Origin of the sequence: Isoptericola sp. BMS4 (genome assembly GCF_011634835.1) — a bacterium.
Lineage (GTDB): Bacteria > Actinomycetota > Actinomycetes > Actinomycetales > Cellulomonadaceae > Isoptericola.
On record NZ_SIRP01000001.1, the window covers coordinates 3,393,378 to 3,408,193 of the forward strand.

The 14,816-nt window shown below is 69.0% G+C and carries 12 protein-coding genes; 5 read left to right on the forward strand and 7 right to left on the reverse strand.

What is annotated here, in order from left to right:
- Positions 1-26 precede the first annotated feature (26 nt).
- The 3 genes from EYB28_RS15335 to EYB28_RS15345 form a co-directional block, all read right to left on the reverse strand.
- On the reverse strand, positions 27-1,067 hold the full coding sequence (locus EYB28_RS15335) for a LacI family DNA-binding transcriptional regulator (RefSeq protein WP_240930584.1): 1,041 nt from the start codon (positions 1,065-1,067) through the stop codon (positions 27-29).
- A gap of 73 nt (positions 1,068-1,140) precedes the next feature.
- Positions 1,141-3,378: an esterase family protein gene (locus tag EYB28_RS15340; protein ID WP_166849586.1), complete on the reverse strand. Its 2,238-nt coding sequence runs from the start codon at positions 3,376-3,378 to the stop codon at positions 1,141-1,143.
- Positions 3,379-3,437: 59 nt separating this feature from the next.
- A complete protein-coding gene (locus EYB28_RS15345) occupies positions 3,438-4,865 on the reverse strand; it encodes an alpha/beta hydrolase-fold protein (RefSeq protein ID WP_205710939.1) in 1,428 nt (475 codons plus the stop codon).
- 283 nt (positions 4,866-5,148) lie between these two features.
- Here EYB28_RS15345 and EYB28_RS15350 point away from each other — a divergent pair, with 283 nt between their 5' ends.
- From EYB28_RS15350 to EYB28_RS15370, 5 genes are all read left to right on the forward strand, one after another.
- Positions 5,149-6,048 carry a carbohydrate ABC transporter permease gene (locus EYB28_RS15350; RefSeq protein WP_166849592.1) on the forward strand — a complete coding sequence of 300 codons (900 nt, stop codon included), beginning with the start codon at positions 5,149-5,151 and terminating at the stop codon, positions 6,046-6,048.
- Entirely contained in the window at positions 6,045-6,938 is an 894-nt protein-coding gene (locus tag EYB28_RS15355; RefSeq protein WP_166849595.1) for a carbohydrate ABC transporter permease, read from the forward strand. The genes EYB28_RS15350 and EYB28_RS15355 overlap by 4 nt, the downstream gene beginning before the upstream one ends.
- Before the next feature lie 50 nt (positions 6,939-6,988).
- Positions 6,989-8,350 carry an ABC transporter substrate-binding protein gene (locus EYB28_RS15360; protein ID WP_166849598.1) on the forward strand — a complete coding sequence of 454 codons (1,362 nt, stop codon included), beginning with the start codon at positions 6,989-6,991 and terminating at the stop codon, positions 8,348-8,350.
- A 110-nt stretch (positions 8,351-8,460) separates the two neighbouring features.
- The gene (locus EYB28_RS15365; protein WP_166849601.1) at positions 8,461-9,972 is read left to right on the forward strand and encodes an alpha-N-arabinofuranosidase; all 1,512 of its coding nucleotides are present in this window, start codon (positions 8,461-8,463) and stop codon (positions 9,970-9,972) included.
- Positions 9,973-10,090: 118 nt separating this feature from the next.
- A complete protein-coding gene (locus tag EYB28_RS15370) occupies positions 10,091-10,549 on the forward strand; it encodes a methylglyoxal synthase (RefSeq protein ID WP_166849604.1) in 459 nt (152 codons plus the stop codon).
- 88 nt (positions 10,550-10,637) lie between these two features.
- On the opposite strand, the gene nrdF is transcribed toward EYB28_RS15370, so the two are convergent.
- The 4 genes from nrdF to nrdH form a co-directional block, all read right to left on the reverse strand.
- Positions 10,638-11,618 (reverse strand): class 1b ribonucleoside-diphosphate reductase subunit beta, encoded by a 981-nt coding sequence (nrdF, locus tag EYB28_RS15375; RefSeq protein WP_166849607.1) that lies wholly within the window; start codon positions 11,616-11,618, stop codon positions 10,638-10,640.
- 32 nt (positions 11,619-11,650) lie between these two features.
- Complete coding sequence (gene nrdE, locus EYB28_RS15380) at positions 11,651-13,819, reverse strand: class 1b ribonucleoside-diphosphate reductase subunit alpha (RefSeq protein WP_370459489.1); 2,169 nt, start codon at positions 13,817-13,819, stop codon at positions 11,651-11,653.
- Positions 13,816-14,247 (reverse strand): class Ib ribonucleoside-diphosphate reductase assembly flavoprotein NrdI, encoded by a 432-nt coding sequence (gene nrdI / locus EYB28_RS15385; protein ID WP_166849611.1) that lies wholly within the window; start codon positions 14,245-14,247, stop codon positions 13,816-13,818. The genes nrdE and nrdI overlap by 4 nt, the downstream gene beginning before the upstream one ends.
- A 140-nt stretch (positions 14,248-14,387) precedes the next feature.
- The gene (nrdH, locus tag EYB28_RS15390) at positions 14,388-14,630 is read right to left on the reverse strand and encodes a glutaredoxin-like protein NrdH (RefSeq protein WP_166849614.1); all 243 of its coding nucleotides are present in this window, start codon (positions 14,628-14,630) and stop codon (positions 14,388-14,390) included.
- Between the last annotated feature and the right edge of the window lie 186 nt (positions 14,631-14,816).

Genomic DNA, 14,816 nt, shown 5'->3' on the forward strand with positions numbered 1-14,816 from the left:
GCGCAGACCTTCACCCGGCGCCGTCCTCACGACGGAGGGGCAGCCGGGGAGCGCGTCGACTCCCGGGCGACGAGACGTGCCGTCATCACCAGCTCGACCGCCTCGCCTCGTCCCGACGCCTGCTTCTCGACCCGCTCCAGCAGCAGCTCCATGATGTGCACCGCCATGGAGTCGTTGTCGGGGTCGATCGTGGTCAGCCGGGGCACCAGGTACTCGCCCTCGAGGTCGTTGTCGAAGCCGACGACCTGCACGTCCTCCGGGACCCGCCGGCCGAGGTCCGCGAGCGCACGCAGGACCCCCATGGCGGCGGCGTCGGTCAGGACGAACACCCCGTCGAACGGGACGCCCTGGCCGTGCAGCCGCATGAGCACCTCGTACCCGTCGCGCGTGGTGAACGAGTCGGCGTCGACCACCAGCCGCTCGTCGACGGCGACGCCGGCCCGCGCGTGCGCCTGCCGGTAGCCGCGGGTCCGCAGCGTGGCCATGTCGTCGACGCCCCGGTCCTGGCGCCCGCCGACCAGCGCGATCCGGCGGGCGCCGCCCTCGATCAGGTGGGCGGTCGCGAGCTCCGCGCCGCCGATGTTGTCCATCATGACGTGGTCGAACGCGCCCGCGAGGCGCCGCTCCCCCAGCAGGACGGTCGGGACACCGACGCCGGCCGCCGTCACGTCGGCGGGTTCGAGCTGCACGGGGCTGAAGACCAGCCCGTCGTAGGGCCGGACCCGTTCGGGCTCCAGGGCGGCGAGCTCACCCTCCCGGCTGGCGCCCGTGCGCTCGACGATCACGTGGTACCCGCGCGATCTCGCGAGGGTGTCGAGCCGCGCGGTCAGGTGCGCGTAGTACGGGCCGTCGAGGTGCGGGACGAGCAGCCCGATCGCCCCGCTGCGCCCGGCCCGGAAGTGGCGGGCCGTCGTGTTGACCACGTAGCCGAGGCGCTGCACGGCGGCGAGCACGCGGGCACGCGTCTCCCTGCTCGCTCCTGCCCTCCCGTTGACGACGTTCGACACCGTCATCTTCGACACGCCGGCCTCACGGGCCACGTCGCTCATCGTCACCACGACGCCCATGATGCCTCCCCCGGGGCCCGGCCGTGCGGTCGGCGGGTCGGACCCGCCGGCCGCACGGCACGGTCGCTCGACGTCACGACGCGTCGGCGCCGTCCGTGAACAGTCGGGGCAGGAGGTCGATCACCGACTTCTGCCAGACGTCCCAGCTGTGCGGGCCGGGGATGACCGGGGCGAACTCGTGGTCCACGCCCCGCTCCTCCATGGACGCGACGAGCTGCATCGTCGGGGCGTAGGTGAAGTCCTGCACGTCGCCCGTGTAGATGCGCAGCAGCCTCGTGCCCGCGTTGATCGCCTCGACGTCCGCGTCGTCCGGGACGGTGCCGAACGTCGACATGGCGGCGATGTAGCCGAACTCGCCCGGGTGGGCCCACAGCGTGCTCAGGGTGTGGCCCGAGCCCATCGAGAGACCGGCGAGCGCCCGCCGGTCGGCCTCGGAGCTGACGTGGTACTGGTCCTCGGCGGCCGGTGCGATACGCGTCGTGATCTCCGTGGGGAAGTCCACGCCGTTCCCGTTCGCCATGACGACGACCATCGGCGCGATGGTGCCGCGCCGGTAGTGGTTGTCGAGGATGCGGTCGATGTAGCCGACCTCGACCCAGTCGGTCCAGGTCTGCCCGCCTCCGTGCTGCAGGTAGAGCACCGGGTAGGCCTCGGCGCGCTCGGGGTCGTAGTCCGGCGGCGTCCACACGTAGGCCGAGCGCTCCTCGCCGCCGCCCGCGGTGCTCGGGTAGTCCATGACGGCGACCTCGCCCCGGGCGTTCTCCGGCACCGGCGCCGTGTACCGGCCGCGGAGGGTGTCGCCCCCGACCGCGAACGTGCTCCACGTCGGTTCGGAGAACACGGTCGTGGGGTTGCCGGCGTCCTTGTGGTCGACCCCGTCGACGACGAACTTGTAGTAGTAGGAGCCGCCGTCCAGGGCCAGCGAGAGGCGCCACGACCCGTCGTCCTGCTGGACCATCGGCGTCCGAGGCCAGCTTCCGGACGGTCCGAAGTTCCCCCACACCCGCACGGTGCTCGCGTCGGCGAACTCGGGGCCGAGCTCGAACGTGACCACACCGTGGGGGTCGATCCACGGGGTGGGCGTCGTGCCGGGGGCGGGCAGCTCGCGCTCCTCGAACGGCAGGTGACCCTCGCTCGGGCCGTCGTCGTCGACGTCACGGAAGAGGCGCTGCGCGAAGTCGTGCAGGTTCTTCTGCCACGTGTCCCACGTGCCGCCGGTCTCGGGGTCGGACCCGTCGGACTGGAAGTCCACGCCCGCGTCCGTCAGCGCGCCGGCCAGCGCGACGGTGTCGTCGTAGCCCGGGTCGGTGACGTTGCCGGCGTACAGGCGGACGACGTCGGTCGTGGCGTTGATCTGCCTGACCTTGCCGGGCGTGAACCGGGCGTCGGAGCCGCCCGAGAACGAGCCGAGGCCGGCGAACTCGCGGGGCCGGTCGACCAGCGCCGCGATCGCCTGCTCCGCGCCCCGGCCGATGCCGGCGATCGCCCGACCCGCACCGTCGCGCGACACGTGGAGCGCGCGCTCGACGGCGGGAAGCAGCCCCTTGGTGATTCCCGCGGGTCCGGGGTCCTCCCCGTCGGCCATGACGACGACCATCGGCTCGGCGTCCTCGTCGAGGGTGAGGTTGTCCATGATCTGCGCGACCCGGCCCAGCTCGGCCCACTCGCGGTAGCCCTGCTCCTCGTCCTGCAGCAGGTAGAGCACGGGGTACGGCTCCGCACGGTCCTCGTCGTACCCGGGTGGTGTCCAGACGAGCGCCTCGCCGCCGCGCGCCGGGCCGGCGCCGTACTCGAGCGTCTCGAGGGCACCGCCGCCGTCCACGTCCGCGAGCCACTCGGCTCCCGGTCCGGGCACGAACAGCGTGCTGTACGTCGGCTTCGACGTCACCTCCTGCGGGGCGTCGGGGTTGCGGAACGCGACCGCGTCCTCGTCCCAGCCGGGGCGCGCGGCGTACTGGTAGTAGTACAGCCCGGGCTCGAGCGGCCCGTACGTGGCGGTCAGGTTCGGCCCGTCGGTCCCCATGGTGAGATCGGTCCATGCTCCGCCGGGCCCGAAGTTGCCCTGGACGGCGACGACGCCGTCCTCGATGCCGGTCGCGTCGGTGACGGCGTCCACCGGAACCGTGAAGCGGTACACGTCCGAGATCGGGTTGCCGGGCAGCTCACCCACCCACGGGTCCGCGCTCACCGCACCCGCCGCCGGCTGTGCGGCAGCGACCAGTGCTCCGGCTCCGAGCGCGGTCGCCGCGAAGCCCGCGAGCGCTCGCCTTCCCCGGGCCTGCCGCCCGGTCGGGTCCATCCGAGATGTCATCGTCATCGACCTTCCTCTCGTGCGTTCGTCGTCCGTACTCCGGCGGCTCCGCTCGCCGGTCATGGCGCGAACCTCAGGTTCGCGACGACCTTCTCGGCGGTCGCGGCCAGTCCCGCGGCCTGCTCGTCGGTCAGCTTCCCGGCGCGTGCCAGCCCGTCCACCTGTGCCGTGAACGCCTCGAGCGTCTCGAGCGCGCCGGCCGGGTCCTCGTCGAGGAGGTCGAACGCCCGATCGAGCTTGAGCGTGAGGGCCTTGCTGTTGCCCTGGTTGAGGCCGGACCCGGCGACGCCCCGGGTGAGGTCGTCGAGCTCGTCGGCGAGGAACGCCTGCGGCTTCCACAGGTAGTCGCGGGCGAAGACGGTGAACAGCTGGTTCCAGGCGTTGAAGTCGTGCGCACCGGCGACGACGACGTTCTCGACGACCGCTCGGTCGAGCGCGTCCACCGCGTCCGGGTCGGGCAGCCCGAAGTCCCAGGCGCCGCCGCCGTAGAGGATGTACGGCGCTGCGAGGTCCGGCGTCGTGTCGTCGACCCGCACGCCTCCGCTCCACGGCCCGTAGTAGCCGAACAGGGTGGGATCGTGGTCGATGATGTCCTGCGTGACGATGCTGCCCATGGACAGGCCGGCGAACGCCCGGTCGGACGCCCTCGTCGAGACGTTGTAGGTGCTCTCCACGAACGGCAGGACGACGTCGCGCAGGTTGGGCGAGCCCGAGCCGATGCCGCCGAGGTAGTCGACGTTGGCGGTCACCACGACCGCGGGCTCGGTGAGACCGTCGGCGATCAGGTTGTCCATGATCACCGGCACGCTGCCGATGTTCATCCAGTCCGACTGGTCCTGACCGCCGCCGTGCTGCATGTAGATCGACTTGTACGGCTCGGCGCGGTCCGGGTCGTAGCCCGGGGGCAGATACACGCCCATGGTGCGCGTGGTGTCGTCCACCTGGAACGGGACGTAGCTCCACGTGCCGTGGGGCACGTCGGGCCTCGGGTTCTCGATCTCGCGCGCCGCGAGGGGCGCGTAGTCCTGCTTGACCGGGTCGTACGGCACGTTGACCTTGTTGAAGGCACGACGTGCGGTGCCCGTGAGCCCGTCCGGGGCGTACAGGGGCGGGTTCGCGGGGTCGGTCACCCAGTGGCTCGTGTCGTCGTCGACGTAGAACCAGTACTGGTTGGTCCCGGCGGCGAGCGGCACGTCGATGGTCCAGTAGCCGTCCCCGACCTCGGTCATCTGGGCGTCGTAGGCGCCGCCCCCACGCATCAGGCCGGGCCGGTACTCGTCCGGGGCGTAGACCGTCGGGTCGGCGGGGTCCTCCCAGTCCCGCAGCATGATGTCGGCGACGAAACGCACGCTGGTCGCCTCGGGGTCGTGGTAGACGAAGTGCCCCGTGTAGCCGGTCGGTGACGCGGGGTCCTCGACGATCGTGGGCCCGGGGGTGAGGTCCACCTCGTCGGCGTGCGCCGCCGGGACCGTGGCGCCGAACGCCACCGACGACGCCAGCGCCCAGGCCGCGACCAGTGCCTGCGGCCGGGCGCCCCGGGGGCGGCCTCGTGCCCCCGTTCCGCGTGTTCCTGCCCATCGACTCCTTTGTCGGATCATCTGCGCTGTTCCTCCTCGAACGGCGGCGAGCAACCCGGTCGGCTGCCCGTGAGCCGGCCGTTGACACCCTGACCGGCGCCCCGTACTTTACCGGTACACACCGACGTTGTGGAGTACCGCGAGAAAGAGCTCCACGGCGGAGCCGTCGACGATCGAGGAGGATCGCCGTCACATGAAGAGTGTTCTCTACTCCCAGCGCCTCGCGCCGTACTTCTTCATCCTGCCGTTCCTGCTCACCCTGCTGGTCTTCTGGCTGGTGCCGGTCGGCCGCTCGGTGGTCATGAGCTTCCAGGAGGTCCTGTACGGCCAGTCGACGTTCATCGGGCTCGACAACTACGAGCGGCTGTGGCGCGATCAGGTCTTCTGGACGGCCCTGGCCAACAGCATCCGCTACATGGTGCTGACGCTTCTCCTGCTCGTCCCGATCCCGATGGTGCTCGCCGCGATCATCAACTCGAGGATCGGAAGCAGCCGGATCAAAGGCTTCTTCAAGGCGTCACTGTTCGTCCCGGCGCTGACGTCGGTCGTCGTCGCCGGCATCGTGTTCCGGCTGATGTTCTCCGAGACCGAGTCGGGCCTGATGAACCAGGTGGTCGCCTTCTTCGGGTTCGGCCCGGTGCGCTGGCTGCGCGAGGACCTCACGGGTCTGTTCGCGCTGCTCCTGCTCGCCCTGTGGCGGTGGGCCGGCGTCAACACGATGTACTTCCTCGCCGGCATCCAGGCCATCCCGAACGACTACTACGAGGCGGCGTCGCTCGACGGGGCGGGCAAGGTGCAGCAGTTCCTGCACGTCACGCTGCCCGGCCTCAAGCCGACCATCGTCTACGTCACCACCATCAGCGTGTACGGCGGGCTGGCCATGTTCCTCGAGAGCTTCATGCTCTACGCCGGCAACAACTCGCCGAACAACCAGGGCCTCACGATCGTCGGCTACCTCTACCGCAAGGGCATCCAGGAGAACGACCTCGGGTTCGCCTCCGCCGTCGGGGTCGTGCTCCTCGTGCTGGTCCTGGCCATCAACCTCACCCAGCTCACCGCCACGGGAACCTTCAAGAAGGAGTCGGCGCGATGACACTGCAGAGAACGACGCCGCCGCCGGTCTCCGAGCCGACCCTCGACGCACGCCCCCGCACGACGCGCCGCGCCGCCGCCCGCGCCCAGGGCGTCCTTCTCCTCGTGATCGCGATGATCGCCCTGGTGCCGCTCGCCGCGATCTTCGTCGGGACGTTCCAGGACGGGAACGAGATCATCCGCAACGGGATCTCCCTCTCGGTCGACGTCTCCGAGCTGAGCCTGGACAACTACGTCATGCTCTTCACGGACTCCGGGCTGTACTTCCAGTGGTTCGCCAACAGCCTGGTCATCACCGTCGTCCAGGTGGCCGGCACCCTCCTGATCAGCTCGTTCGTCGCCTACGGGTTCGCGATGTACGAGTTCCGGGGCAAGAACCTCGGGTTCATCCTCGTGCTCATCCTGATGACCGTCCCGTTCGAGATGCTCATGCTCCCGCTCTACGTCCAGGTGAACAACGTCGGGGCGGCGGACCAGTATTGGGCCGTGGTGGTGCCGTTCCTGGCACAGGCCGTGACGATCTTCTTCTTCCGCCAGTACTTCCTGGGCGTACCGAAGGAGATCCTCGAGGCCGGCCGCGTCGACGGGGTGACCGAGTTCGGGATCTTCTTCAAGCTCGTGGTCCCGATCGCCAAGCCCGCCTTCGCGGCGATGGCGATCCTCAACTCGATGCTCATCTGGAACAACTTCCTGTGGCCGCTGCTCGTGCTGCGCTCCCCCGAGAAGTTCGTGCTCCCCATCGGCCTGAACACGCTGCTCACGCCCTACGGCAACAACTACGAGCTGCTGATCGTCGGGTCGTTCTTCTCCCTGATCCCGATCCTCCTCCTGTTCCTGGCCTTCCAGAGGTTCTTCATCGACGGCATGACCGCCGGCGCGGTGAAGGGCTGACCCGCACCCCGCACGATCAACCATCCGGTGACCCAGATAGGAGTACGACGATGCACTTCCGAAGGACCCTGGCGACCGCGCTGGCGACGGGACTCGCCGTCAGCGCCCTGGCCGCGTGCGGCAGCAGCAGCGGTGGCGACGGCGAGTCGGACGGCGAGGTCATCGAGGGGGCCGAGGCCCCCGAGGGCGCCACGCCACTCGACATGTGGGTGTTCGCCGAGCTCCACGCCGACGTGTACGACGACATGGCGGTCAAGTGGAACGAGGAGAATCCCGACAGGGCGATCGACCTCAACGTGACCGTCTACCCGTACCAGGACATGCACGACAAGCTCCTGCTCGCCGTGAACTCCGGTCAGGGCCTGCCGGACCTGGCCGACATCGAGGTCAACAAGTTCTCCAACTTCGTCAAGGGCGACAACCCGCCGCTCGTCGACCTCACCGAGGCCGCGCAGCCCTACGTCGACGACATCGTGCAGGCCCGGCTCGACCTCTACAGCCGCAACGGCAAGATCTACGGCTACCCCACGCACGTCGGCGCCTTCACCGCCTTCTACAACACCGAGCTCCTCGAGGACGCCGGGATCGACTACACGACGATCACGACGTGGGACGACTTCGCCGAGGCCGGCACCGCCTACCACGAGGCGACCGGCAAGGCCTTCAGCGTCTCGAGCACCGGTGTGTTCTTCACCGAGCCGCTGGCGATCGCCCAGCTGGGCGGGCAGCTCTTCGACGACGACGGCCTCGGCGACGTCGCCGTGAACAGCCCCGAGGTCGTCGAGGCGATGCAGATGTTCCAGGACATGCAGGAGACCGGCGCACTCGCCACCATCCCCGGCGGCAGCCCGGACAGCGAGGAGGGCTACGGCGCCATCAACAACGGCGACTACGCCGCGATCGTGTACCCGGCCTGGTACACCTCGCGCTTCGTCGACTACATGCCCGACCTGGCCGGCAAGGTCGCCATCGCCCCCGCTCCCCAGATCGAGGGCTCGGACACCCTCACGATCGGCGGCGGCGGCACGGGTACCGCCGTCCCGGTGGGCTCGGAGCACGAGGAGCTGGCCACCGACTTCCTCGCCTACGCCAAGCTCTCCCTCGACGCCAACGTCGCGGTGTGGGAGGTGCTCGGCTTCGACCCGGTGAACATGTCGGTGTGGGAGGACGAGTCGGTCACGCACAACCCCGACAACAAGTTCAACGAGTACTTCCAGACGAACCTGTTCGACGTGCTGAACTCGGTGCAGGGCGGGATCGGGCACTTCGAGTCGTTCTCCAACGAGAACCTGCCCACGGTCGACAACTGGTTCCGGACCGTGACCCTGAACGAGGTCTACGAGAACGGCACGCCCGCGCAGGACGCGCTCGACCAGGCCCAGGACGACCTGCAGAACGAGCTGGGCCAGTAGCCCACCGGCTCCACCTGGCGTCCGGGCGGGGCGAGACCGGTCGCGAGAGCGACCGCCCCGCCCGGACGCGACCGCACCTCCGCCCCGAGCACCAAGGAGCACGATCACCCATGCTGTCCGCCACCGTCACCGTCGACCCGGCGTTCGTCGTCGGCCCCGTCCGCCGCCGCACCTTCGGGTCGTTCGTCGAGCACCTCGGCCGGTGCGTCTACACGGGGATCCACGACCCCGGGCATCCCACGGCCGACTCCGACGGGTTCCGCGGCGACGTGCTCGAGCTGACCCGCGAGCTGGGCGTGTCGACCGTGCGCTACCCGGGCGGGAACTTCGTGTCCGGCTACCGCTGGGAGGACGGGATCGGGCCGGCCGAGCAGCGCCCGCGTCGCCTCGACCTGGCCTGGCACTCCACCGAGCCGAACCAGGTGGGGGTGGACGAGTTCATGCGCTGGGCCGCGCGGGCCGGCGTGGAGCCGATGATGGCCGTCAACCTCGGCACCCGCGGCGTGGCGGAGGCTCTGGACCTGCTCGAGTACTGCAACGTGCCCGGCGGTACCGAGATGAGCGAGCGGCGACGGGCCAACGGTGCGCCGGAGCCGTACCGCGTGACGATGTGGTGCCTCGGCAACGAGATGGACGGGCCGTGGCAGATCGGGCACAAGACCGCGCACGAGTACGGCCGCCTCGCCGCCGAGACGGCCCGCGCCATGCGGATGGTCGACCCGGACGTCGAGCTCGTCGTGTGCGGCTCCTCGAACTCCCGGATGCCGACGTTCGGCGCGTGGGAGCACACCGTCCTCACGGAGGCGTACGAGCACGTCGACCACGTCTCCGCGCACGCCTACTACTACGAGGAGGACGGCGATCTCTCGTCGTTCCTCGCGTCGGCGGTCGACATGGACCGCTTCATCGAGTCCGTCGCCGCGACGGCGGACGCCGTGCGCGCCGCCGGGAAGCACACCAAGCGGATCCACGTCTCGTTCGACGAGTGGAACGTCTGGTACCAGCAGCGCGCCGAGTCCCGGCCCCCGTCGGGGGACGACTGGCCCGTCGCCCCGGTCCTGCTCGAGGACCGGTACAACGTGGCCGACGCCGTCGTCGTCGGCAACCTGCTCGTCTCGCTGCTGCGGCACACCGACCGGGTGCACGCCGCCTCGCTGGCCCAGCTCGTCAACGTCATCGCGCCGATCATGACCGAGCCCGGCGGACGCATCTGGAAGCAGACGATCTTTCACCCCTTCGCCCTCACCTCCCGGTTCGCTCGGGGCGAGGTGCTGCGCGTCGCGGTCGACTCACCCGTGCACGACACGGCGAAGTTCGGCGACGTCGCGGCTCTCGATGCGGTCGCCACCCACGACGCCGAGACCGGAGACGTCGTGGTCTTCGCGACCAACCGCTCGGTGACGGACGAGGTGGCCCTCGACGTCGACCTGCGCGGGTTCCCCGGCATGCGGCTCGTCGAGGCGCTCACCCTGGCCAACCCCGACCACACGTGGTCGGCGACGGTCGACGACGACACCTCGGTGGTCCCGCGCACCAACGCCTCGGCCAAGGTGGCCGACGACCGGGCGCATGCGGACCTGCCGCCCGTGTCATGGTCGGTCATGCGTCTCACGCGCGCGTGACGACCTACCGCACGAGCCGACGCCCTTGCCCGGCGGAGAGGTCCACACCGATACTGGACGACACGACGCTTGCGACGAGGCGGGTGACGGTTCCTGCCCACGTCGACGGAGGTCGCGCATGCACCCGGCAGCCAAGCAACGTCATATCGCCCTGGTAGCCCACGACAACATGAAGGTCGAGCTGCTGCGCTGGGCCGACTACAACCGTGGCACCCTCGCCCAGCACCACCTCTACGCGACCGGCACCACCGGCACGATGCTCGAGTACGAGCTCGGGCTCCCGGTGCACCGGTTCCTCTCCGGCCCGGTCGGCGGGGACCAGCAGATCGGCGCGCGCATCGCCGAGGGCGGCCTCGATCTGCTGATCTTCCTCTGGGATCCGCTCGAGGCGCAGCCGCACGACCCGGACGTCAAGGCCCTGCTGCGGATCGGCGCCGTCTGGAACCTCCCGATGGCCTGCAACGTCTCCACCGCCGACATGATCATCTCGTCCCCGCTGCTGGCGGGCGACTACGAGCACCGCCGGCCCGACCTCGCGCCCCGCGACTGGGGCCGGACGGCCGAGCTCTTGGCTTGACCCCCGTCCGCACACGACGAGGCCCGGACCCGCCTGCTGCGGGTCCGGGCCTCTCGTCAGCCGCGGGAGCGCAGGGCCGGGACGGTGCTCAGAAGTCCCAGTCGTCGTCCTCGGTCGCCACGGCCTTGCCGATGACGTACGAGGAGCCGGAGCCGGAGAAGAAGTCGTGGTTCTCGTCGGCGTTCGGCGACAGGGCGGCGAGGATCGCCGGGTTCACGTCGGTCTCGTCCTTCGGGAACAGGCCCTCGTAGCCCAGGTTCATCAGGGCCTTGTTGGCGTTGTACCGCAGGAACTTCTTGACGTCCTCGGTGAGCCCGAGCGCGCCGTAGAGCGACTCGGTGTACTCGACCTCGTTCTCGTACAGCTCGAAGAGCAGGTCGAACGTGTACGCCTTGAGCTCGTCCTGCTCGGCCTGGGTGAGCTTGGCCAGCCCCTTCTGGTACTTGTAGCCGATGTAGTACCCGTGCACGGCCTCGTCGCGGATGATGAGGCGGATGAGGTCGGCCGTGTTGGTGAGCTTGGCGCGGCTCGCCCAGTACATCGGCGCGTAGAAGCCCGAGTAGAACAGGAACGACTCCAGCATGGTCGAGGCGACCTTGCGCTTGAGCGGGTCGTCGCCCCGGTAGTACTCGAGCACGATCTCGGCCTTGCGCTGCAGGTTCGCGTTCTGCTCGGACCAGGCGAAGGCGTCGTCGATCTCCTTGGTGGAGATGAGCGTGGAGAAGATCGACGAGTAGCTCTTGGCGTGGACCGACTCCATGAACGCGATGTTCGTGTACACCGCCTCCTCGTGCGGCGTCAGCGCGTCCGGGATGAGCGAGACGGCGCCCACGGTGCCCTGGATGGTGTCCAGCAGCGTCAGCCCGGTGAACACGCGGGTCGTCATGAGCCGCTCGTCCTCGCTCAGGGTGTGCCACGACTGGATGTCGTTCGACACCGGCACCTTCTCCGGCAGCCAGAAGTTGCCGACCAGGCGGTCCCAGACCTCGAGGTCCTTCTCGTCCTCCAGGCGGTTCCAGTTGATCGCCGTGACGCGATCGATGAGCTTCAGCGTTCCCGTCGGTGCCATGGTGTTCTCTTCCCCAAGATCCAGATAGTTGCTCAAAGCATGCAGCTGACGCAGTTCTCCACCTCAGTGCCCTCGAGGGCCATCTGGCGGAGGCGGATGTAGTACAGCGTCTTGATCCCCTTGCGCCAGGCGTAGATCTGCGCCTTGTTGACGTCGCGCGTGGTCACGGTGTCGGGGAAGAACAGCGTCAGCGACAGGCCCTGGTCCACGTGCTGCGTGGCGGCGGCGTAGGTGTCGATGATCTTCTCGTAGCCGATCTCGTACGCGTCCTGGTAGTAGTCCAGGTTGTCGTTCGTCATGAAGGGCGCCGGGTAGTAGACCCGGCCGATCTTGCCCTCCTTGCGGATCTCGATCTTGGCCGCCACGGGGTGGATCGACGACGTCGAGTGGTTGATGTAGCTGATCGAACCGGTCGGCGGCACGGCCTGCAGGTTCTGGTTGTAGATGCCGTGCTCCATGACGGAGGCCTTGAGCGCACGCCAGTCGTCCTGGGTCGGGATGCGCACCCCGGCGTCGGCGAACAGCCGCGCGACACGCTCGGTCGCGGGCTCCCACACACCGTCGGTGTACTTGTCGAAGTACTCGCCGCTGGCGTACTTCGAGTCCTCGAAGCCGCCGAACGCCCGGCCGCGCTCGATCGCGAGCCGGTTGGAGGCCGCGATCGCGTGGTAGGCGACCGTGTAGAAGTACATGTTCGTGAAGTCGACACCCTCGTCGGAGCCGTAGTAGATGCGCTCCCGGGCGAGGTAGCCGTGCAGGTTCATCTGGCCGAGGCCGATGGCGTGCCCGGCCTCGTTGGCGCGCTTGACGGACGGGACGGACTCGATGCTCGTCTGGTCCGACACGGCGGTCAGCGCGCGGATCGCGGTCTCGATGGTCTTGCCGAAGTGCGGCGAGTCCATGGTGTGCGCGATGTTCAGCGAGCCGAGGTTGCAGGAGATGTCGCGGCCGACGTGGTCGTAGGACAGGTCCTCGTGGAACGTCGACGGCGTGGAGACCTGCAGGATCTCGGAGCACAGGTTGGAGTGCGTGATCCGGCCGGCGATCGGGTTCGCCCGGTTCACCGTGTCCTCGAACATCACGTACGGGTAGCCGGACTCGAACTGCAGCTCCGCGATCGTCTGGAAGAAGTCGCGCGCCTTGATCGTCGTCTTCGTGATGCGGTCGTCCGCGACGAGCTCGTCGTACTTCTCCGAGATGGAGACGTCCGCGAACGGCTTGCCGTAGACGCGCTCGACGTCGTACGGGCTGAACAGGTGCATGTCCTCGTTCTTCTTGGCCAGCTCGAACGTGACGTCCGGGATGACCACGCCCAGCGAGAGGGTCTTGATGCGGATCTTCTCGTCCGCGTTCTCCCGCTTGGTGTCGAGGAACCGCATGATGTCGGGGTGGTGCGCGTGCAGGTACACCGCGCCGGCGCCCTGGCGCGCCCCGAGCTGGTTGGCGTACGAGAACGAGTCCTCGAGCAGCTTCATCACGGGGATGACGCCGGACGACTGGTTCTGGATGTGCTTGATGGGCGCGCCGTGCTCGCGAATGTTGCTCAGGAGCAGCGCGACGCCGCCGCCACGCTTGGAGAGCTGCAGCGCGGAGTTGATGCTGCGCGCGATCGACTCCATGTTGTCTTCAATTCTCAGCAGGAAGCAGGACACGGGCTCGCCGCGCTGCGCCTTGCCGACGTTGAGGAAGGTCGGGGTGGCGGGCTGGAACCGGCCCGAGATCACCTCGTCGACGATGTCGCGCGCCGTCTGCTCGTCGCCGTCGGCCAGGCCGAGGGCGACCATCGACACGCGGTCCTCGAAGCGCTCGAGGTACTTCTTGCCGTCGAACGTCTTGAGCGTGTACGAGGTGTAGTACTTGAACGCGCCCAGGAACGAGCTGAACTCGAAGTCCGCGGCGTACGCCCGCTGGAAGAGCTCCTTGACGAAGGCGCGCGAGTACTTTCCGAGGACCTCGGGGTCGTAGTACTCGTTCTCGACGAGGTGGTCGAGCTTCTCGTCCAGCGTGTCGAAGTGGATCGTGTTCGGCTCGACGTGCTGGCGGAAGTACTCGCGGGTGGCCTCACGGTCCTTGCCGAACTGGATCTTCCCGTCCGGGCCGTAGAGGTTCAGCATCGCGTTGAGCGCGTGGTAGTCGAGCTGTGCCGTGGCCAGGGGGACCTCGGTCGCCCCCGCGGCCGCGGCCTGCTCCGTCGCGCTCACGCCGAGATCAGTGACTGTCGTTGCCAAAATCGTCCCAATCCGTCACGGACGCGGCGGGCGTCCTCAGCCGTCCCCAGGAGTTCGAAGGCGTACAGGTACGGCACCTGGCACTTCGCGGAGATGATGTCGCCGGCGATGCAGTAGGCAGCGCCGAAGTTGGTGTTGCCCGCGGCGATGACGCCGCGGACGAGCGACCGGTTGTGCGGGTCGTTGAGGAACTCGCGCACCCGGCGTGGGACCGCGCCGCCCTCGTTGCCCCCGCCGTAGGTGGGGACCATGAGCACGTACGGCTCGGTCACGGTCAGGAACCCGTCGGACTTGCGCAGCGGGATCCGGTGCGTGGGGATGCCCAGCTCGTCGAGGCCGAGGCGCTGGACGAAGCGGTGGGTGTTCTCCGACACGCTGGAGAAGTAGACGAGAGAGCCCATGTTCCCCTCCCCCGGGTACTGCTGGCTGGCCGGCCGCGCACTGCGTCGCCGGAGGTGCGCGGCGCCCCGGGTCGGGTGTCGGTTCCCGGGGCGCCGGCCGTGCGGGGTGGCGCGGGCCGCGCACCGCGCGGCCCGTGACGTCAGGCGGAGACGGCCTGCTGCGCCGCGACCGCGCTGATCTGGTCCGGCCGGAAGCCCGACCAGTGCGTGTCGCCGGCGACGACGACGGGCGCCTGCAGGTACCCGAGCCCACGGACCATCTCGAGCGCCTCGGCGTCCTGCGTGATGTCGACCACCGTGTACTCGACGCCCTTGCGGTCGAGAGCGCGGTAGGTCGCGTCGCACTGCACGCAGGCCGGCTTGCTGTAGACCGTGATGCTCATGTCGTTACTCCCCTTCTCCGCTCCCCCCGCGGGGGCGTCCTGGCGTCTGCGCGTGCTCTCGTGAGGCGGTCCGGGCGGTGGGCCTGCGAGGCCGAGACCTGGGACGACACTCGTGGAACTACGCCGATGTGCTTTGTGCGGAGGCCTGTGGGCTCCGCGTGCTCCAAACACTACACCTAGTGGTCG